General features: G+C 47.5%; 19 protein-coding genes. All 19 read left to right on the plus strand.

All coding sequences use genetic code 11. From position 1 onward, the window contains the following. Positions 1-236 precede the first annotated feature (236 nt). Positions 237-1103, plus strand: a complete 867-nt coding sequence (locus tag ACTCCX_RS07000; protein ID WP_463275335.1) for a DegV family protein — start codon at positions 237-239, stop codon at positions 1101-1103. Positions 1104-1205: 102 nt separating this feature from the next. Continuing rightward, entirely contained in the window at positions 1206-1793 is a 588-nt protein-coding gene (gene thpR, locus ACTCCX_RS07005; protein WP_463275336.1) for an RNA 2',3'-cyclic phosphodiesterase, read from the plus strand. A 94-nt stretch (positions 1794-1887) separates the two neighbouring features. Further along, positions 1888-3258 carry a DEAD/DEAH box helicase gene (locus ACTCCX_RS07010; protein ID WP_463275337.1) on the plus strand — a complete coding sequence of 457 codons (1371 nt, stop codon included), beginning with the start codon at positions 1888-1890 and terminating at the stop codon, positions 3256-3258. A gap of 124 nt (positions 3259-3382) precedes the next feature. Next, entirely contained in the window at positions 3383-3919 is a 537-nt protein-coding gene (locus ACTCCX_RS07015; RefSeq protein WP_463275338.1) for a ComF family protein, read from the plus strand. A gap of 126 nt (positions 3920-4045) precedes the next feature. Continuing rightward, on the plus strand, positions 4046-4603 hold the full coding sequence (gene hpf, locus ACTCCX_RS07020; RefSeq protein WP_463275339.1) for a ribosome hibernation-promoting factor, HPF/YfiA family: 558 nt from the start codon (positions 4046-4048) through the stop codon (positions 4601-4603). A 300-nt stretch (positions 4604-4903) separates the two neighbouring features. Then, positions 4904-7453, plus strand: coding sequence for a preprotein translocase subunit SecA (gene secA, locus ACTCCX_RS07025; protein ID WP_463275340.1), 2550 nt, complete (start codon positions 4904-4906; stop codon positions 7451-7453). A gap of 159 nt (positions 7454-7612) precedes the next feature. Beyond that, a protein-coding gene (gene prfB, locus ACTCCX_RS07030) for a peptide chain release factor 2 (RefSeq protein WP_276647472.1) occupies positions 7613-8729 on the plus strand; the annotation gives its coding sequence in 2 pieces (ribosomal slippage) (positions 7613-7684 and positions 7686-8729; 1116 coding nt in all). A gap of 202 nt (positions 8730-8931) precedes the next feature. Then, positions 8932-9618, plus strand: coding sequence for a cell division ATP-binding protein FtsE (gene ftsE, locus ACTCCX_RS07035; RefSeq protein ID WP_463275341.1), 687 nt, complete (start codon positions 8932-8934; stop codon positions 9616-9618). Further along, the gene (ftsX, locus tag ACTCCX_RS07040; RefSeq protein WP_463275342.1) at positions 9608-10495 is read left to right on the plus strand and encodes a permease-like cell division protein FtsX; all 888 of its coding nucleotides are present in this window, start codon (positions 9608-9610) and stop codon (positions 10493-10495) included. The genes ftsE and ftsX overlap by 11 nt, the downstream gene beginning before the upstream one ends. Positions 10496-10946: 451 nt before the next feature. Continuing rightward, positions 10947-11678 (plus strand): response regulator transcription factor, encoded by a 732-nt coding sequence (locus ACTCCX_RS07045; RefSeq protein ID WP_463275343.1) that lies wholly within the window; start codon positions 10947-10949, stop codon positions 11676-11678. Continuing rightward, the gene (gene pnpS, locus ACTCCX_RS07050; RefSeq protein ID WP_463275344.1) at positions 11675-13435 is read left to right on the plus strand and encodes a two-component system histidine kinase PnpS; all 1761 of its coding nucleotides are present in this window, start codon (positions 11675-11677) and stop codon (positions 13433-13435) included. The genes ACTCCX_RS07045 and pnpS overlap by 4 nt, the downstream gene beginning before the upstream one ends. Positions 13436-13654: 219 nt before the next feature. Continuing rightward, positions 13655-14620, plus strand: a complete 966-nt coding sequence (locus ACTCCX_RS07055) for a PstS family phosphate ABC transporter substrate-binding protein (RefSeq protein WP_463275345.1) — start codon at positions 13655-13657, stop codon at positions 14618-14620. A gap of 86 nt (positions 14621-14706) precedes the next feature. Next, entirely contained in the window at positions 14707-15636 is a 930-nt protein-coding gene (gene pstC, locus ACTCCX_RS07060) for a phosphate ABC transporter permease subunit PstC (RefSeq protein WP_463275346.1), read from the plus strand. Further along, complete coding sequence (gene pstA / locus ACTCCX_RS07065) at positions 15636-16508, plus strand: phosphate ABC transporter permease PstA (RefSeq protein WP_463275347.1); 873 nt, start codon at positions 15636-15638, stop codon at positions 16506-16508. The genes pstC (ACTCCX_RS07060) and pstA (ACTCCX_RS07065) overlap by 1 nt, the downstream gene beginning before the upstream one ends. A gap of 50 nt (positions 16509-16558) precedes the next feature. Continuing rightward, complete coding sequence (pstB, locus tag ACTCCX_RS07070; protein ID WP_463275366.1) at positions 16559-17308, plus strand: phosphate ABC transporter ATP-binding protein PstB; 750 nt, start codon at positions 16559-16561, stop codon at positions 17306-17308. A gap of 66 nt (positions 17309-17374) precedes the next feature. Further along, positions 17375-18049 carry a phosphate signaling complex protein PhoU gene (phoU, locus tag ACTCCX_RS07075; RefSeq protein WP_463275348.1) on the plus strand — a complete coding sequence of 225 codons (675 nt, stop codon included), beginning with the start codon at positions 17375-17377 and terminating at the stop codon, positions 18047-18049. A 373-nt stretch (positions 18050-18422) separates the two neighbouring features. Beyond that, positions 18423-19283 (plus strand): phosphate ABC transporter substrate-binding protein PstS family protein, encoded by an 861-nt coding sequence (locus tag ACTCCX_RS07080; protein WP_463275349.1) that lies wholly within the window; start codon positions 18423-18425, stop codon positions 19281-19283. Positions 19284-19382: 99 nt separating this feature from the next. After that, on the plus strand, positions 19383-20300 hold the full coding sequence (gene pstC / locus ACTCCX_RS07085; RefSeq protein WP_463275367.1) for a phosphate ABC transporter permease subunit PstC: 918 nt from the start codon (positions 19383-19385) through the stop codon (positions 20298-20300). A gap of 2 nt (positions 20301-20302) precedes the next feature. Further along, positions 20303-21187 (plus strand): phosphate ABC transporter permease PstA, encoded by an 885-nt coding sequence (pstA, locus tag ACTCCX_RS07090; protein ID WP_463275368.1) that lies wholly within the window; start codon positions 20303-20305, stop codon positions 21185-21187.

Consider the following 21187-nt stretch of genomic DNA (forward strand, 5'->3'; position numbering starts at 1 on the left):
ACAATCGCATTCAGTGATTCTTTTCGTCTCTAAGAGACGTTTTTAAAAGGAAAAAATAACAGCTCTGCCAAAAATCCAATATTGCAGATGAAATAGGGTTGTTCATATCAAGATTTGGGGTGGTATGAATAATTCAGGAAACAATTTATGCGTTTTCGGCGCGGATTCAACCAGAAATTTATCGTATAATAAAGAATAATTAAGCTAAATAACGAGCAGAAAGTTTGAGGATTTTCATGAAAATTGCAGTAGTTACGGACAGTACCGCTTATTTGACGGCTGAAATACGTCAGCGGCATCATATTCATATGCTGCCGTTAGTCGTGAATATCGGAGGAAAGACATATGAAGAAGAAATAGATTTGGCTGCTGAGGACTTTTACGCGCTGATGAAAGTGTCTGAGGATTTTCCGAAGAGCTCCCAACCAGCAGTGGGTGTCATGTATCAACTGTATGAGGAATTGGCGAAGGAGCACGATGCGATCATCAGTATCCATCTTTCAAGCGGCATCAGTGGCACATACCAGAATGCGGCCTCTTTGAGCAGGGAATATCCTGAGTTCAACATCCATCCCTTCGATTCCGAAATCAGTTGCTATGTGCAGGCCCGATTCGTCTTGGAGGCTGCAAGGCTAGCTAATGTCGGTATCGAACAGGAGCAGATCATTGCGCGATTGGAACACATGAAGAAACGTTCCCAGGCCTACTTTATGGTGGACGATCTGATGAACCTGCAGCGCGGCGGCAGACTCTCAGGGGGGGCCGCGGTCATCGGCTCCATCATGAAGATCAAACCAGTGCTGCATTTTTCGGACAAAAAAATAGTTGTCTTCGAAAAAATCAGAACAAATGCAAGGGCATTACGACGGATCGAAGAACTGCTTGGCCAGACTGCCGCAACAGCTGATTACCCAATCATCGCAACGGTCATCCATGGGAATATTCCCGAAAAAGGACAAGCTTGGTTAGAGCAGCTCCAACGAGAGTTTCCGGACATCAGATTCGAATTGAGTTATTTCGGCCCTGTCATAGGGACGCATTTAGGTGAAGGTGCGTTAGGGCTGACCTGGACGGAAGATACCGAATTGAGCTGTCCGCTATAAGCGACAAATAGTTGCGGCAATCATACATTCATTTGGGAGGAAGAGCCAACAAGGTTCTGTCCTTCCTGTTTTTTTATCAAAAATGGATAGAGGAGTGTAGTCATGAGAGTATTCGTTGGCATCCAATTGCCTGAAGACATCAAAGAACACCTAGCCGCTGTTCAGGGAGAAGTGAAACGCGCCTGCCTGAAAGGGTCATTCACGGATCCGGATAACTTTCATTTGACGATGCGTTTTATAGGAGAAGTGGATCCGGATCAGAAGAGTGCAATCACAACTCTGCTGGCCCGTTGTGCCGCAGGACAACTCCCATTCCTGATCGAAACCGCTGGATTGGGTTGTTTTTTCAAAAAGAACAAGCGGATTATCTGGCTGGGCATTAAAGAAAATAGTCAACTCCAAAAACTCTATGGTCAGCTTAACGCTTCCTTGCAGGAGCAAAAAATGACAGTAGCCGAGGAGGGGGCTTTTATTCCGCACCTTACGCTCGGTCGGGGAATTACACTGTCGCAGGAGTGGGAAGTCCTAAGCCAATTGTCGTTGCTGCCGGATCAACAAATCCCGGTAACTGCGCTGACACTGTTCGAAAGTGGTCGGCTGAACGGAAAACTAGTCTATCGCCCGATTGCTGATTTCCCTTTCGAAGGGAGTTCCGTCCAGCCGATAGCCAACAAATCAAAAAATCCCTGACCGGAAACAGAAAAGCGTCACTCTCCGTAAATTCAGCGGAAGAGCGGCGGCTTTTTTTGCGTATGCTACCAAGGAGGGGGAAAGGGAGGATGGCATGGACGGAAAGGATTTGAAAGGCAGGGAGTTGACGAGGATCGAGTGCCGCAGTGTGGACGATCTGCTGTTGGATGTGGCTGAAAAACGTCCCGGTTTGGCCAGAGTGAAAGGGAAGCTAACCTGTTCCCGCTGCGGGAATCAGGACAGGAACAAAATGCAGGCAGCGCCGTGCTCTTGTGGAACGGCTTGTCTTTATTGCCTGAGTTGTCTGAACATGGGGAAAATCAAGAGTTGCACTGTGCTCTACCATCTGCCGGAAACCAATTCTTTCGCATGCTACCATGAGCCGATCCTGCAATGGGAAGGCCAGTTGTCCCCGGAACAGAAACGAGCATCGGATGAAATCGTGGGAACGGTCCAATCGGAACAGACACGCCTTATTTGGGCGGTCGCTGGTGCCGGGAAGACCGAGATGATTTTTGAGGGGATTGCAGCTAGTCTGCGCAAAGGCGGAAGAGTCTGCTTGGCTTCCCCACGTGTGGATGTATGTTTGGAACTGGCCCCTCGGATCAAACAAGCATTCCCGGAGGTCCCGCTAGCTTTACTGTATGGGGGCAATGAGGAGGGCTACAGCTATACGCCGCTCGTCATCGCCACAACCCACCAGCTGTTGCGTTTCCGGGAAGCGTTCGATCTGCTCATCATCGATGAGATCGATTCTTTCCCCTATCACAATGATTTGGGTTTGCAGTTTGGGGCGCAGAAATCCAGGAAAATAGCGAGCGCGCTGATTTATCTGACGGCAACACCTTCAGGGGAGATGCAAAAGGAAATCAGGCGCGGCAGATTGGCGACGACGGTCTTACCAGCCCGCTATCACGGCTTTGCGTTGCCCGAACCGGAATGTCTGTGGGTCGGAAATTGGCGTAAGGCCATCAACAGAAAGAAAAATACTCGATTTCTTTCCTTGATACGCAGGCAACTCCAACAGAAAAGGCGCTTTCTGCTTTTTTTGCCGCATATCCAGCTGATGGAAGCGTTGGATAGATGGTTGCAGGAAGTTTTTCCGGATAAGCTGTTCACCTGCGTTTCCGCGAGCGATCCTGATCGCGAGGAGAAAGTGAAAAGGATGCGGGCAGAGGAGTATGATTTTCTGATGACAACGACCATACTGGAGCGCGGCGTGACTTTCCGGGATATCGATGTCATTGTGCTTGGCGCGGAAGATCGGGTCTTCACGGAAGCCTCGCTTGTGCAGATCGCCGGGAGGGCAGGCAGGCACAAAGACTTTCCGACAGGATGGGTCTGTTTTGCCCACTACGGTGAGACCAAAGCCATCCAGGGGGCAATCCGGCAGATCCGCTCACTGAACCGGGACGCGGGAAGAAGGGGGTTGTTGCATGGGACAGTGTCTATTTTGCCAAACTGAGATCCGCGAAGTTCTGACCTTGCAGGAACTTTTCGATTTCGGGAAAAAGGATCGCGGAACGGTTTGCCGAACTTGCGAGGGGAAATTGCCGCGTCTAACCGGCCAAACTTGCTGCTCAGGATGCATGCGTCCGCAAGAATCCACGAATTTGTGCGAGGACTGCCGGAGGTGGAGCAGTTGCTATCCGGAGCTGAAGATTGCGCATCATGCTTGCTATGCCTATACGGGTGCGGTGAAGGACTGGCTGCAACGCTATAAGTTTCAAGGCGATTACCGTCTTTCTGCCGCGTTCACGAACGATCTGCAAGCATTTCGAAGGGAGCATCCTAAAGCACTGTTCCTTCCGTTGCCGATCTCGATTGCCAGCTACGAGGAAAGGGGCTTCAATCAATGCGAGGAGATGCTGAAACGAGCGGGAATCCGCTACGTACAATTCTTGGGAAATCAGCATGCGGGAGAAAAACAATCAGAAAAAAACAGACAGGAACGACTGCTGACCACGCAACCTTTTTCCTTGCTGGTTGGGCATGAAAAATATCTTAAGCAGGAAATTATTCTTTTTGATGACGTCTACACCACCGGGAGAACGCTCTATCACGCAAAATCGCTCCTGTACAAGCAAGGATTCAGATCGGTTCGCTCCATCACAATCGCAAGATAATCAATCATAAAGATTGAAATGTTAAGGCGCTTACATTATAATGAAGTTAAAGAAACCCCCTATGAGTGGTCCATAGGCGAGGGTTGTCTTTATCTGACGATGCGTCAGACGAAAGGAGAGAGTGCTATGTTTAAGTATAATGTCCGAGGAGAAAATATCGAGGTTACAGAACCGATTCGCAGCTACGCCGAGAAAAAATTAGGCAGATTGGAGAAATACTTTGGCAACGTGCCTGAAACAACTGCGCATGTCAACTTGAAAGTATATCCATTCCCAGCCGAAAAATCTGCTAAGGTGGAAGTTACGGTTCCGCTACCTTTCCTGGTTTTAAGAGCCGAAGAGACTTCCAATGATCTTTACGGAAGCATCGATTTGGTCGTGGACAAACTTGAACGCCAAGTTCGTAAATACAAGACGAAGATTCACCGCAAATCCAGAGAGAGAGGATTTGATATCGGTAACGAGCCAAATCCTATCGAAGAAACTATAGAAGCAGACGAAAATGCCCTTGAAATCGTCCGCACAAAACGTCTTTCTCTCAAACCGATGGACAGTGAAGAGGCTGTATTGCAGATGAATATGCTTGGACACAACTTCTTTATCTTCGAAGATGCTGAAACGAACGGCACAAGTATCGTGTATCGCCGTAAAGACGGTAAATTCGGCCTGATCGAAACTGACTGAATCCGAAATTAACGTCCCCCGCCACTGAACGGCGGGGGGCTTTTTTTGATTGTTGCAGCCCGAAGAGTCGATAATAGGTTATCCATCAACCACGGGCTGCAATCACTGACCCTAAATCCATCGATCGGCAACCGCTGCAAGGTTTTGTTGATGGGGACTAGTTCACATTAATTAAAAGAAATGATAGAATAGTAGAGATATAAGAATTATTTTTACAGCACCAACGAACAACATACACATAAATGCATACCAGTGAATATGATCGCTGGAATGAAATCAGACAGCAAGAGGAGATATAGAATGGCCAACTTTTTAAAGAAACTCATAGAGAATGATAAGAAAGAGCTGCGTTCCTTAGAAACATTAGCGGATAAAGTCATCTCATACGCGGATAGAATGGCCGCTTTGGATGATGAAGAATTGCGGGAGCTGACCGAATCCTACAAAGCACGCTATCAAAAAGGGGAATCTTTGGACGACCTGCTTCCGGAAGCATTTGCCGTAGTCCGCGAAGGCGCAAAACGCGTCTTGGGGCTGTATCCTTATAAAGTGCAGATAATGGGTGGGATTACCCTGCATAAAGGCAACATTGCCGAAATGAAGACCGGTGAAGGTAAAACCTTGACCGCAACGATGCCGGTATATCTGAACGCCTTATCAGGCGAAGGTGTCCACGTTGTCACTGTCAACGAGTATTTGGCAAGCCGCGATGCAGTCGAGATGGGTGAACTCTACCGTTTTCTGGGCTTGACTGTCGGTTTGAACACAAACGGCAAGTCTTCGGAAGAAAAGCGTGAAGCCTATAATTGTGACATCACTTACAGCACCAACAATGAATTGGGCTTCGATTATTTGCGTGACAATATGGTTGTCTACAAAAACCAAATGGTGCAGCGCCCGTTGAACTTTGCGGTCGTCGATGAGGTCGACTCGATCCTGATTGATGAAGCCCGCACACCATTGATCATTTCCGGACAAGCCGAAAAATCGACTGCACTCTATAACAGGGCTGATTTCTTCATCAAAGGCTTGAAAGAAAATGAAGACTATACGATCGATTTGACTTCCAAATCAATCGCGTTGACGGACGAAGGCATCGAAAAAGCCGAAAAAACTTTCCATTTACCAAACTTGTATGATGTGGACAATACCCGCCTCGTGCATCATTTGGATCAAGCCCTGCGTGCGAACTACATCATGCTTGTGGACATCGATTACGTGGTGGATGACGGGAAAGTAAAAATCGTCGATCAATTCACGGGCCGGATCATGGAAGGCCGTCGTTACTCGGATGGTCTGCATCAAGCCATCGAAGCGAAAGAGAACGTGGAAATCGAAAATGAATCGAAAACAATGGCCACCATCACTTTCCAGAACTACTTCCGTATGTACAAAAAACTGTCCGGTATGACCGGTACGGCGAAAACGGAAGAAGAAGAGTTCCGGGAAATCTACAATATGAACGTCATTTCGATCCCTACAAACAGACCGATCGTCCGTCATGACTATCCGGATTTGTTGTATCCATCTTTGAAAAGCAAATTCAGGGCCGTTGTTGGCGATATCAAAGAGCGACACGCAAAAGGTCAGCCGATCCTTGTCGGTACCGTAGCTGTTGAAACGTCTGAGCTGCTTTCGCAGATGCTGCGCCAAGAAAACATTCCGCACCAAGTTTTGAATGCCAAAAACCATTTCCGGGAAGCGGAAATCATCATCGGAGCCGGCCAACCCGGAGCCGTCACGATCGCCACAAATATGGCTGGTCGTGGTACCGACATCAAGCTGGGCAAAGGTGTCAAGGAATTAGGCGGTCTTTGCGTCATCGGTACCGAACGCCACGAATCGCGCCGGATCGACAATCAATTACGGGGACGTTCCGGACGTCAAGGGGATCCCGGCGAAACGCAATTTTACCTGTCATTGGAAGACGACTTGATGAGACGCTTCGGATCGGAACGCATCCAGCAAGTCTGGAGCAAATTGAATTTGGATGATGAAGCGGAAGATGTGGTCATCCAAAGCAAAATGCTTTCCAAACAAGTGGAATCCGCCCAAAAACGAGTGGAAGGCAATAACTATGATACCCGTAAAAACGTACTGGAATACGATGAAGTCATGCGTGAACAGCGTGAGATCATTTATGGGCAACGTTTGGAAGTCATCAATGAAACCGAATCGTTGAAGTATGTCGTGACAGCGATGATCAAGCGTGCGATTGCGCGTGTGGTCGAAACGCATACCATCGGTGAAAAGGCGACTTGGAATCTGCAAGGCATCCGTGATTTTGCCGGAGCTGCCCTTGTGCATCCCGACAGCATCAGTTTAGCCGAACTGGAAGGAAAATCTGCGCACGAAATCGAAGAATATTTGGTGGAACGCGCAATGGAAGTTTACAAGACAAAAGAGTCACAATTGAGTCCAGAACAAATTTTGGAATTTGAAAAAGTTGTTATCCTGCGGGTTGTCGACAGCAAATGGACCGATCACATCGACAATATGGATGAGCTGCGTCAAGGAATCGGCTTGCGTTCATATGCACAGAACAATCCGTTGACCGAGTACCAAACCGAAGGCTATGATCGTTTCCAGGAAATGATTGCGACCATCGACTATGACGTTACCCGGATTGTGATGAAATCAGAAATTCGTCAAAATCTGCAACGCCAATCCGTAGGCCAAGGCTCGAACATCATGCCGACGCGTGAGACAGTCGCTTCCCAAACGGAGCAACAGGAACAAGCACGCAGAGCACAGATCGCGGCAATGAGGATGCAAAAACTGATGGAAATCCAAAAAGCAAAACTGGCGGCTGAAGCAGCCGAAAAACAAGAATCACAAACTGAAGAATAACAGGCAGCGCATCCGCAAGAGGCATTTCAAGCAATAAAACCAAGTCAAATACAACAAACTAATCGGATACAACGCCAATCGGGGAGGGTCGGGATAAAAAACAGTCGCTTGTTTTTATCCCGACCCATCCTTCTTTTGTCGAATCTAGGAGGAAATCAAATGGAATTAAGTGAAATCAAAGCAATATTGGAAAGTTCAGAAACAAAAATTGCAAGCTTCAGGAGGTCTCTTTGACTTAGATGGCCTCGAAACGGATATCGCAGAATTCGACGATCGCATGTTGGATCCGGAATTCTGGAACAATGCCGAAGCGGCGCAGGAAGTCATCAACCAATCAAACCAATTAAAAGCGGTCTACAATACGTTCAAGAGTCTGGAAGCGCAATATGAAGACCTCGAAGTCTTATATGAAATGGTAAAAGAGGATGAAGATCCGGAATACCTGGAAGAATTGAACGAAAAAACGACAGAATTTACAGAAGCACTTGAAAAATATGAATTGACGATGCTGTTGAACGGACCGCACGACAAATCGAACGCTATTTTGGAAATCCATCCAGGTGCCGGCGGAACGGAATCCCAGGACTGGGGCAGCATGCTTTTCCGCATGTATACGCGTTGGGCCGACAAAAAAGGCTTTGACGTGGAGACGTTGGATTATCAAAGTGGGGACGAGGCCGGTATCAAAAGCGTAACGATCCTGATCAAAGGGATGAACGCCTACGGCTACCTGCGTTCGGAAAGGGGCGTCCACCGTTTGGTCCGCATCTCGCCGTTCGACTCTGCAGGAAGAAGGCACACCTCGTTTTGTTCGATCGATGTGATGCCGGAGATAGCCGCCGACGATGCAGAGATAGAAGTGAATCCGGATGATATCCGGGTGGATACTTACCGCGCCAGCGGAGCCGGTGGACAACACATCAATAAAACATCATCAGCCATCCGGATCACGCATATTCCGACCGGTATTGTTGTGGCAAGCCAGGCGCAACGTTCGCAATTCCAGAACAGGGATACCGCTATGGGAATGCTGAAGGCGAAACTGTATCAACTGCAGGAGGAAGAGCGCGAAAAAGAACTGGCCGCCATCCGTGGCGAGCAAAAAGAGATCGGTTGGGGTTCACAGATCCGTTCATACGTGTTCCATCCGTACTCCATGGTCAAGGATCACCGAAGCAGCTACGAAACGGGTAACGTACAGGCCGTCATGGACGGGGATCTCGACGCCTTTATCGATGCTTATCTGAAAATGACGATGGATCAGGAAGAACTTTAAAAGCCGCAACCCAAGTAAATATGATTAAGCACGAACAGGGATGCTGAGGATTCAACTGGACTACTGAGAAACTATTGACACATACTTGTAAAGAAACTAAAACAGACATATTTGCGCAACGTGCTATAATAGGGAAGCATTCTTGCAGCCTTTGAAGGTTTCAGAGCGAAAGCAAGGAAAAAAAGAAAAGACAGGTGATAAAATGATTGAAATGCTGAATGTCTCTAAGAAATACAACAACGGCATTACGGCGGTCAATAATCTGAGCGTGAAAATCGAGCAGGGTGAATTTGTATATATTGTAGGCCCCAGTGGAGCCGGTAAATCAACCTTCATCAAAATGATGTATCGCGAAGTAAAACCCACCTCAGGAACTGTTCAAGTAGGCAAATATAATTTAACGACCATGAAAGAAAAAGAAATCCCGTTGTTGCGCCGTTTTGTGGGTGTGGTCTTCCAAGATTTCAAGTTATTACCTAAACTGACCGTATACGAAAACATCGCCTACGCGATGGAAGTAGTCGAAAAAAGTCCGAAAGTCATCCAGAAACGCGTCTTGGAAGTGCTAGATTTGGTCGGCTTGAAGCATAAAGTTCGGATGTTCCCGAATGAACTTTCCGGTGGGGAACAGCAACGGATTGCGATTGCGCGTGCAATTGCGAACATGCCGGGTATTCTGATTGCGGATGAGCCGACAGGTAACTTGGATCCGGATACGTCGATGGAAATCATGCGCATTCTGGAAGAAATCAATAACCAAGGCACAACAATCCTGATGGCAACCCATAACAGTCAAATCGTTAATGACATCAAGCACCGCGTATTGGCAATAGAGAATGGCCGTATTGTCCGAGATCAACAAGAAGGAGAATATGGATATGAAATTTAGAACATTTTTCAGACACGTAAGGGATGCTTTCAAAAGTCTTTTCCGGAACGGCTGGATGTCGGTGGCATCGATCAGTGCAGTGGCGCTGACTTTGCTGCTTGTGGGATCCTTCACCGGTATTCTTTTGAACGTGAACAAATTGGCTTCCGACGTCGAAAATGATGTAAGTGTCAAAGTGTACATCGATTTGGCGGCTGACCCGACAGCGCAGGAAGCGCTGAAGACGGAATTGGAGAACATCGCCAATGTGGAATCCATCACTTTCTCAAGCAAGGACGAAGAGTTGGATAAGATCATCGGAAGCTACGGTGATGAGTTCGACCTTTTCGGTGGGGATGCCAATCCGTTGTATGATGCCTATGTCCTGAATACGACGGCACCCGAGCAGACGAAAGCGGTAGCTGAAGCAGCATCCGACATGCAGTATGTCACTCAGGTCGAATACGGCGGCGCCACAGCAGACAAATTGTTCGAGACGATTGCGACGATCCGTACGATCGGGCTCGTTATCATCATTGGCTTGCTGCTGGTTGCGGTGTTCCTGATTTCCAATACAATCCGGATCACCATCTTCTCCCGCAGCACGGAGATCGAAATCATGCGTTTGGTGGGCGCAAAGAACAGCTTCATCAGATGGCCTTTCTTGATCGAAGGGGCTTTGATCGGTTTGGTAGGGGCTTTGATCCCTACAACTTTCCTTGTGTTCCTGTACCGCTTCATTTTTGATATGAGCGGAGACTACTTGGCCGGCACAAATTTCGGCCTTTTGACCCCGAATCCGTTCCTTATCTACATCAGTCTTTTGATGGTGGGTATCGGCATCTTTATCGGGGCATTCGGTTCCGTATTCTCGATGCGCCGCTTCCTGAAAGTTTAACAAAACAGATTGTATACAAAAACGGGATTGCCTTTATTCAGGGCAGTCCCGTTTTTTTTGAGCGCCCGGCTTTGAGATGTCAGGCTGACGGAGGGGGCATTACTGGCTGAATCCCGGTGAACGGGGGAGTCCAGTTGTTTCCCCCGGTTTATGTAACCCGGCGCCGCTTGGAGTGACTCTTCCAAAATTTGAGCATTCGTTATTATTTTCGCTCGCGAATAATTTTCCTGAAGCTGGGGAAATCACTTCAGCAGCGTACATTTTGGTGCCGTTCCAACTGGGAAATCAGCAACAGATGCCGAAATCTGAATTGCCGTTTTCCAACAAATTTAGTATTCTAAAAAGGAAAGCGAGTCGGTCAGGAAGCTGATACTCTCAAACTACGGATATTTCGTAAACTATATGGGATGGAATAATCCATCCCAGACCCCAATCGGTCAGAGGAGGACATATGAAAAAGGTTTTGCTAGTGGATGATGAACCATCCATCGTTACATTGTTGGCTTTCAACTTGGAAAAAGATGGCTACGAGGTGACAACGGCCACCGACGGAGCGGAAGGCTACCGTTTGGCCATCTCGAATCCTTATGACTTCATCATTTTGGACTTGATGCTGCCTTCGATGGACGGCATGGACATCTGCAAACGTCTGAGGCAGGAAAAATTCGAGACGCCGATCATGATTTTGACAGCGAAGGATGATGAGCTGGAAAAGATCATCGGCCTTGAATTGGGTGCGGATGACTATATGACGAAGCCATTCAGCCCACGCGAAGTATTGGCCAGGATGAAAGCTATTCTAAGAAGGACAAACAAAGCTGTTCCGGCCGAGCCGATTGCGACTGCCCAACCGGAAACAGTGGAGGATGAAACCGAAAAAATCGAAGTGGGCGAAATCACCATTTTTCCGCAATTGTATGAGGTCCATGTCAACGGAGCGCTGATCGAAGTGACACCGAAAGAATTCGAATTGCTGCTTTACATGGCGAAGCGCGCCAACCGCATCTTGAGCAGGGAACAGTTGTTGAATGCCATCTGGAATTTTGATTACGCAGGGGAGACGCGGATAGTCGATGTGCACATCAGCCATCTCCGCGAAAAAATAGAAAAAGATACCAAAAATCCGCAATACATCCGTACAGTTCGGGGGTTCGGCTATAAATTCGAGGTAGCCAAACCATGAAACAACTGCAGTTTCGGATGCTTGCCACTTTTGTGCTGATTTTTGCGCTGTTCAGTGTGGCATTCGGGATTTTCCTTGAGACGGTGCTGGGGAACTACACCCGAAGCCTGCACAGCGAATTGCTTGTTGAGCAGACCCAAATAGTGGGCACACTGCTGCAAAACAGCACGGATGGGAGTGATTGGACTTTTGTCGAAGAAGAACTCGATAAAATTGACGCTTTCACGGAAGATAGGATCACGTTAATCGATACTGATGGGGTCGTGCTTTACGATTCGCAGATCACGACGGTAAATCTGGAAAATCATTTGCGGCGGGAAGAAATCCAAGAAGTTCTTTCCGGAGAGCCCTACGGAACTGGGCAACGGAAGAGCGAAAGCACCAATCAGGAGTTGTATTATGTAGCTGTACCCATCTACGATGCAGAAAGTGCCATCGTCGCTGTTATCCGGTTATCCAGACCGCTGAGCGCCTTGACGGTCAGCCAACGCATTGAGCAGTCACTTTATGTTTTTATTCTATTGGCCTTGGTTGTGGCGTTCATACTCACCTATGCTTTGACGAAGCGCATTGGCCGACCGATTGATGCGGTTATGGATGTCGCCAAGAAGCTTTCTGACCATCAATACGATGCACGATATAAAGGAAGAGGCTTCGGCGATTTCCAGAAATTAGGCGAAACAATCAATGAGCTCGCCGAGAGCCTGGATAATCAAATGAACGAGATTAAGCAGAATGATGAACGGCTTACTGGGTTAATCAATCATCTGGTCATCGGGGTGATGCTTTTGGATGAAAACAAGGAAATCACAATGGTCAATGCCGCCATGCAGGAAATACTGAGCGAAAGTGAAGAATCATTGGTCGGGCAATCCTATGTGGAGGCAGTCAGCAGTTATGGTCTCAGCCATATGATTGAGCAAGCTTACACTTACAGAGAGCCCCAGAATGACGAAATCTATTTTTATTATCCAAAAGACAGAATCGTGGATGCCAATATCGTCCCGATCACAAGCAAGAAACCTGGCGAAATGAACTTGATCGTGCTCCTCTACGACATAAGCGAAATCCGGCGTTTGGAGAAAGTGAGGACCGATTTTGTTGCCAATGCATCCCACGAGCTGCGGACACCCGTCACAGCTTTAAAGGGATTCGCCGAAACGCTGCTGGACGGCGCAATGGAAGATCCCGTCATCCTGAAACAGTTTTTGGAAATCATTCTGGCCGAAAGTACACGGCTGAATCTTTTGGTGAATGACATACTGGAACTGTCAAGATTGGAACAGCGCCAAGTCCCGCTTGCGCTGCAGGAAGTGAATATTTCTGAAGCTGTGTTGGCGACTTTCCAGTTGGTCGATCAGAAAGTGAAAGAGAAAAACATGACGTTGAAATTGGTCGAAAAGGATTTTGTTACGCTGCATACGGATCCGAACCGATTGAAGCAAATACTCGCGAATCTGATCAACAATGCCGTAGTTTATACGCAAGCCGGTGGGGATATCACGGTAACTATCAAGAAGACGGCGGAGCAAGTCCGACTGCACGTTGCCGATAATGGCATCGGAATACCGGAAGCCGATCTGGGAAGGGTTTTTGAACGGTTCTATCGCGTCGACAGAGCGCGGAGCCGCAATTCCGGCGGGACCGGTCTAGGTTTATCGATCGTGAAGTACTTGGTGGAAAACATGAACGGCACGGTGACGGTGGCAAGCAAACAAGGCAAAGGGACGACCTTTACGGTGACGCTGCCCCTATAAGAACAGATCCAAATACACAAGCTTTACAGGCGGGAAACGTGTCTGTAGGGCTTTTTTGTTTGATTTCCGAAGGCGTGTTTACAAAACATTTACAAAAAAACGGGTAACTCAACAAAAACTTTACACGAAACCGCAAGGAAATTAACAATGGACCGTTAATATTAGGGATGTGAACAGGCAATGACGTTCAAATAACCTCAAAATAAAGGATGGTAAAAAATGAACTTTGGCAAATTATCTAAATTCGCAATGGCTTTAACTATCGGCGCTACCTTGGCGGCTTGCGGTAACGGAGATGGCACAACTACTGAGAGCGGTGCGGAAACGGGAAGCACAGCTGCAGCAGGAAGCGGCACTGTTTTGGTCGACGGTTCTTCTACCGTATTTCCGATCATGGAGGGTGTAGCTGAAGAATTCTCAATCGCCAATCCGGATGTCAAAGCAACGATCGGTGTATCCGGCACAGGCGGCGGATTTGAGAAATTCATCGCAGGCGAAACGGACATCAGCAATGCTTCACGTCCGATCAAAGAAGAAGAAATCACCTTGTTGGAAGAAGCAGGCATTGAATATACAGAGTTCCAAATTGCCTTGGATGGTTTGACAGTAGTTGTGAACAGCGAGAACGATTGGGTAGATCAGTTGACTATCGAAGAACTAGCAATGATCTGGACAGAAGGAACTGGCGTAGAAACATGGGCGGATGTCCGTGAAGGCTGGCCGGAAGAAAAAATCGAGTTGTTCAGCCCGGGTACTGACTCAGGAACGTACGACTACTTTGATGAAGTGATCTTGGATGGCGAACAAATCAACAAAGCAGCTTCATTATCTGAAGATGACAATGTTTTGGTGCAAGGTGTTTCCGGATCCGCAAATGCTATCGGCTACTTCGGTTATGCATACTTCCTGGAAAACAGTGACATTGTTAAAGCTGTTCCGATCGTAAACGGTGAGGGCGTTGCAGTCACACCTAACGATGTTACCGTTCAAGATGGATCGTATGAGCCGCTTTCCCGCCCATTGTTCATCTACGTGAAGAACGAGTCATTGAAAAACGAGAGCGTCTACGAATTTACGCAATATACGTTGGAAATGGCAGCCGAAATGGCAGCTGAAGTTGGCTATGTAGCTTTACCGGCTGAAACATATGAAGAAGCCTTGACTACACTGGAAGGCTTGAAATAAACAAAACTAAATCAATGACTAAGGGATGTGAGGAAAGCGGGCGTTTTGCTTTCCTTACATCTCATCTTTATTAGAGGAGAATCAATATGTCCAAATCTGTCAAAGACTTGATGAATGAAAAAAGTTCACGACAAAAATCTCTGCAATTTACAGAAAAAGCAATGCCGCTTTTTTTTCTGACTTGTGCGATCATTTCGATCCTGACCACATTCGGGATTGTCTTCACATTGGCAAAAGAAACGTTCACGTTTTTCGGTGACGTTCCGATCCTGGAATTCTTGACAGGAAAAGAGTGGTACCCTTTCTTCAAAAATGATCCCAGTTTTGGGATTTTGCCGCTGTTGAGCGGAACATTCCTGATAGCAGGCGTTGCGATGCTTGTTGCCGTACCACTCGGCCTAAGCTCAGCCATCTATTTGAGCGAATACGCAACCGAACGGACGAGAAAAATCGTCAAGCCTGTTTTGGAGGTTTTAGCCGGAGTTCCTACAGTGGTTTACGGGCTGTTCGCCTTGACGTTCGTTACCCCTTTGTTGCAGACGTTTATCCCGAATCTGCCGATATTCAATGCGCTTAGCCCCGGGATTGTCGTGGGGATCATGATCATCCCACAAATCACTTCCTTATCGGAAGAAGCGATGGGAGCAGTTCCGAATGCTATGCGTGAGGGAGCTTTAGCTCTAGGCGCTACCCGCTTGGAAGTGGCACTGAAAGTGATCTTACCGGGATCATTGTCAGGGATCATCTCCTCCGTTGTTTTGGGTATTTCCCGTGCGGTAGGCGAAACGATGATCGTATCCACAGCCGCTGGATCCACACCTAAATTTACACTTGATGTAACAGAATCCATCCAAACGATGACATCCTATATTGTTCAGGTCAGCATGGGGGATGCAACATACGGTTCTACGATATACTACAGCATCTACGCAGTAGGGATGACGTTGTTCCTCTTCACTCTGCTCATGAACCTGTTGGCGAATTACATGTCCCGTCGTTTTAGGGAGGAATATTGATGAAATTAGTGGAAAAAAACAACAAAAGAGTCAACAATCGGCTATTGCTCAACACCTTAGTCAAATGGCTGTTCTTTCTGGCAACCTTTTTCGGGATCTTTGTTTTGGCTATCTTGGTCATGCGGATCGTCTCTCAAGGTGCCGGATATCTAGATTGGGATTTTTTGAACAATTATGCTTCGAGAAAACCGGAGGACGCCGGCATCAAGGCTGCCATCTCTGGAACGGTCTGGATCATGGCCATCATCGCCCCGTTATCGCTTCTTCTGGGTGTCGGAACGGCGATTTATCTTGAGGAATATGCTCCCGACAATAAATTTACGCACTTCATCGAATTGAATATTTCGAACCTTTCCGGCGTGCCATCGATTGTTTTCGGGCTATTGGGACTGACGGTATTTGTCCGTTTGCTGGAAATGGGCCGGAGCGTCTTGGCGGGCGGCTTGACTATGAGTTTGATGATTTTGCCTGTCATCGTGGTTTCGAGTCAGGAAGCAATCCGTGCCATCCCACGAGAACAATATGAGGCTTCTTATGCAATGGGCGCCACGAAATGGCAGACAATCCGGACAGTCGTTCTGCCCGCAGCAGTACCCGGCATTCTGACGGGTTCGATACTGGCTTTATCCAGGGCTGTCGGAGAGACTGCACCGCTGTTGATGATTGGAGCGATGACCTTTATCGCTTATGTTCCGGAAAGCATCTGGTCCGGGTTTACGGCAATGCCGATCCAAATTTTCAACTGGGCAGGGCGTCCTCAAGAGGAATTTCAGGCAGTCGCTGCAGCAGGAAGTATTGTCTTGATGCTGATGTTGGTCATCATGAACTCATTGGCGATCTACATCCGCAACAAATTCTCGAAGCGTTATTAAATTAGGAGGTTACTCATTTGAATCCAGAAGTGAGCCAGAAAGATAAAAAAATGATTTACAGTGTGAAAGATTTCAATCTATGGTACGGAAATACACACGCCTTAAAGAACATTCAGCTTGATATTCCCACCAAGGAAGTCACAGCGATCATCGGACCATCAGGCTGCGGCAAGTCCACTTTCATCAAAACCTTGAATCGGATGGTCGAATTGGTTCCGAGCGTAAAAATGACGGGATCGATCAATTACAATGAACAGAATATTTTTGATCCGCGCTATAAAGTGGAGCAGTTGCGCACGGATGTGGGGATGGTTTTCCAAAAACCGAATCCTTTCCCAAAATCGATCTATGAAAATATCGCCTACGGGCCTAAAATCCACGGCGTAAAAGACAAAAACGTATTGGATGAAGTTGTTGAGAAGAGCTTGAAAGGCGCAGCACTTTGGGATGAAGTAAAGGATCGTCTGAAAGAAAATGCTTTCGGGCTATCCGGTGGACAACAGCAACGCTTGTGCATCGCCAGAAGTCTGGCGGTGGAACCGGAAGTCCTTTTGATGGATGAGCCGACTTCCGCTTTGGATCCAATTTCGACATCAAAAGTCGAAGATCTTATCCAAAGTTTGAAAAAAGACTACAGCATCATCATCGTGACCCATAATATGCAGCAGGCAGCACGGATTTCGGACCAAACGGCCTTCTTTTTGAATGGAGAAGTGGTAGAATATGATAAGACGGAAATCATTTACTCCAATCCGAACGACAAACGCACAGATGATTATATCTCTGGTAAATTCGGTTAAGACTGGGCTATAATGGGATAAGGGATGCACTGTGATGCATAATGACATGTAACAGGGGGCGAAAAGATGAGAAAGATTTTTGAAGAAGAATTGCAGGATCTGCACGTACTTTTCTCTGAAATGGGAAAAATGGTGAACGAAGCAATCTACATATCTGTTAAAGGTTTTGTGAACCATGATAAAGAGCTTGCTGCGGAAGTGATTGCGAGTGATGTCGCTATCAACCAAAGAGAAGCTGAAATCGAAAAAAGATGCTTTGAATTGATCGCGTTGCATCAGCCGGTTACCGGTAACCTCCGCAGAATCGTCACCATCATGAAGGCGTGCGCGGATCTGGAGCGTATGGCGGATCACGCCGTCAGTATCGCAAAATCGACCATCCGTGTAAAGGGGAACAAGCGCAATTCCGATATCGAAGCCGCGATAGCCGAACAATCAGAAAAAGTAAAAGTAATGGTGGAGGAAGTACTTGCCGCCTATATCAAAACGGACATCGAGAAAGCCAAAGAAGTTGCCTTGAGCGACAAATTGGTAGATCAGGCCGCCGAACATATTTACGGACGCGCCATCGAAGAGATGAAGCTTGATCCGGAACTTGTTCTGGGAGCAACCGACTACATCATGGTCGCGGGCTACCTTGAACGGATCGGTGATTATGTAACAAATATTTGTGAATGGATCATTTATTTGGGGACAGGGAAAATCATCGAATTGAACACAAACAACAAGTTTGAAGACTGACACATTTAGGGATGCAGAATGAGAAAAGATAAAGCCAGGAAGACCACGTGATCGAACCCGATTGCGCGCCATCTTCCCGGCTTTTTTTTATCCTTTTCTAATATCTGCCAAAAGTGGATGTTTGAAAACACTCATGAAAATGTAATAAATATTTCTGTGCCATATGTAAGACAAGCGTTCCGCCAATTTGTTATAATGTGGATAATCATAGAGTAAATTTACAAAAAAATAACGCAGAATCAACGTTACAATGTTCCATCGATAAAATAAATGATGGATTTACATAAAATTTACAAAAGAGATACGAAACATTTACAAACATTCGTTACGATGGATAAGTATGTGTTCAAGGTAAATAAATGGGAGGTATACAATGAAATTAAGATACGTTTCAGCCATAGCCAGTCTCGCAGCCATTTTTACGCTCTCTGCCTGCGGACCTGTAGTCGATGAGGAATCGATCACCGCAGTAGGCTCTTCTGCGCTGCAACCGTTAGTGGAGGCCGCCGGGGAGCAATTCAGTGCGGAAAATCTCGGGAAATTCGTCAATGTGCAAGGAGGCGGTACTGGGACAGGATTGAGCCAGATTGCCGCGGGTGCGGTCGATATCGGCAATTCGGATATTTTTGCCGAAGAAAGGGAAGGGATCGATGCCAGCCAATTGGTGGACCACCGTGTCGCCATCGTAGGTATCACGCCTATCGTGACGCCTGGCGTCGGTGTGACGGATCTTTCCATGGAAGAGTTGCGCGGCATCTTTACCGGCAAATACAGCAATTGGTCCGAATTGGGCGGAAAGGATCTGCCGATTGTCGTCTTGAATCGCGCGAAAGGCAGCGGAACCAGAGCAACATTCGATAAATGGGTTCTGGCCGGGGAAGAAAGCATCGTCACCCAAGAGCAGGAATCCAACGGAACCGTCCGTCAGATCGTTGCCTCAACACCGGGCACTATCAGCTATGTATCGTTCTCCTACGTGAATGAGGATGTCGAGGCGCTCTCTATCGGTGGGGTGAAGCCCACAGCTGAAAATGTTGCGACTAACGCTTGGGTCATCTGGGCATATGAACATATGTATACGAATGGCGAACCGACTGGATTGACGAAAGAATTCCTGGATTACATGCTGTCGGAAGAGGTGCAGGGAAATCTGATCGAAGCGTTGGGATACATTCCTTCGACGCAAATGAAGGTCGATAGGGACCTAGAAGGAAATGTAACACCAATCGAGTAGCAAGCAACCGAATATCATTGTGACGGAAAGCGGCCGCCTTTTCGGAGGACGGCGCTTTTCGTCGCGGCTCAAAGTTTAAGAGGAGGGTTTCTCTTGGAAATGACACCAGGAAACTTAATGAAAAAGTCAAGTAAACGCAGATTGGAATCATTTGGACGCACCATCAGCCTTATCAGCACAGCAGTCATCGTCTTCATTGTGCTGTCCATTCTTTATTTTGTCACCAGCAAAGGAATATCCACCTTTGTTACGGATGGCGTATCACTGGGGGATTTTCTGACGAAGAGCATCTGGAATCCTGGTACCGTTGCTGATGACGGCACACCATTGGTAGGAGCCTTACCGATGATCGCAGGCTCATTTTTGGTCACTTTGATTTCTGCAGCTTTTGCGACGCCGTTCGCCGTGGCTGCTGCCCTGTTCATGACGGAAATTTCACCGAAATCGGGAAAAAAAATTCTGCAGCCGGTAATCGAACTGCTTGTCGGTATTCCGTCAGTCGTGTATGGATTCATCGGCTTGACGGTCGTCGTGCCTGTTGTCAGGTCTCTGTTCGGCGGTACCGGATTCGGAATTTTGTCTTCCACATTGGTCCTGTTCGTCATGATTTTGCCGACCGTGACCAGCATGTCAGTGGATGCTTTGAATGCTGTTCCTCGTCATTACCGTGAAGCTTCACTTGCATTGGGAGGGACCCGCTGGCAGACTATCTATAAGGTTGTATTGCGGGCAGCGACACCTGGTCTGCTGACAGCAGTCGTCTTTGGGATGGCGCGTGCCTTCGGAGAAGCATTGGCGGTCCAGATGGTCATCGGTAATGCGACTTTGATGCCGACAGGATTGGTGACACCCGCTTCGACATTGACAAGTATTTTGACGATGAGCATGGGGAACACGGTAATGGGAACGTTGGAGAATAATGTCCTTTGGTCATTGGCTACCATCCTCCTGTTGATGGCGCTATTCTTCAATATTTTGACACGCTACATCGGTAAGAAAGGAGCCGTTAAAAAATGAACATGGATTCTAAAAAAGTAGATAAATTTATGGTCGGTCTGATCTATTTGTTCTCCGGAACGATCATCCTTATTTTGGCAAGTCTGCTGCTCTTTATCATATGGCGTGGACTGCCCCAGTTCTCATGGGAATTTTTGACGGCACCGGCAAAATCCTTCCAGGTAGGCGGCGGAATCGGAGTACAGTTATTCAATTCGTTTTATCTGCTGGTCTTGACGTTGCTTATCAGCACGCCACTTGCGTTGGGGGCGGCTATTTACCTTTCGGAATATGCACCTCAAAATTGGTTTACCGACATCATCCGTACCGCTATCGAAGTTTTGAGCTCCTTGCCCTCTGTCGTGGTCGGTCTCTTCGGCTTCCTGATTTTTGTTATCCAGTTTGGTTTCGGCTTTTCGATCCTTTCGGGAGCTTTGTCCCTTACCATCTTCAATCTGCCGCTTTTGACGCGTACGATCGAAGATTCCTTGCGGGCGATTCCTTCTTCCCAGCGTGAAGCCGGATTGGCGCTGGGCCTTTCCCGCTGGGAGACAGTGACGCGGATTATTCTGCCGGCTGCTTTGCCGGGTATTCTTACCGGTATGATTTTGGCTGCAGGCCGTATTTTCGGTGAAGCTGCCGCTTTGATCTATACAGCCGGTCAGAGCGCTCCGGCTTTGGATTTCACAAACTGGAATCCGCAATCCATCACAAGTCCTTTGAACATTTTCCGGCCCGCCGAAACATTGGCTGTGCATATCTGGAAGATCAACAGTGAAGGCGTGAAACCGGATGGAGCGGAAGTGTCCGCTGGTGCCTCAGCAGTATTGGTGCTGGCTGTCCTCATCTTCAATCTGACTGCAAGAAGTTTGGGCAGAAGATTGCAGAAAAAGGCCACTTCTGCATAG

The sequence above is a fragment of the Trichococcus sp. genome, assembly GCF_055118575.1.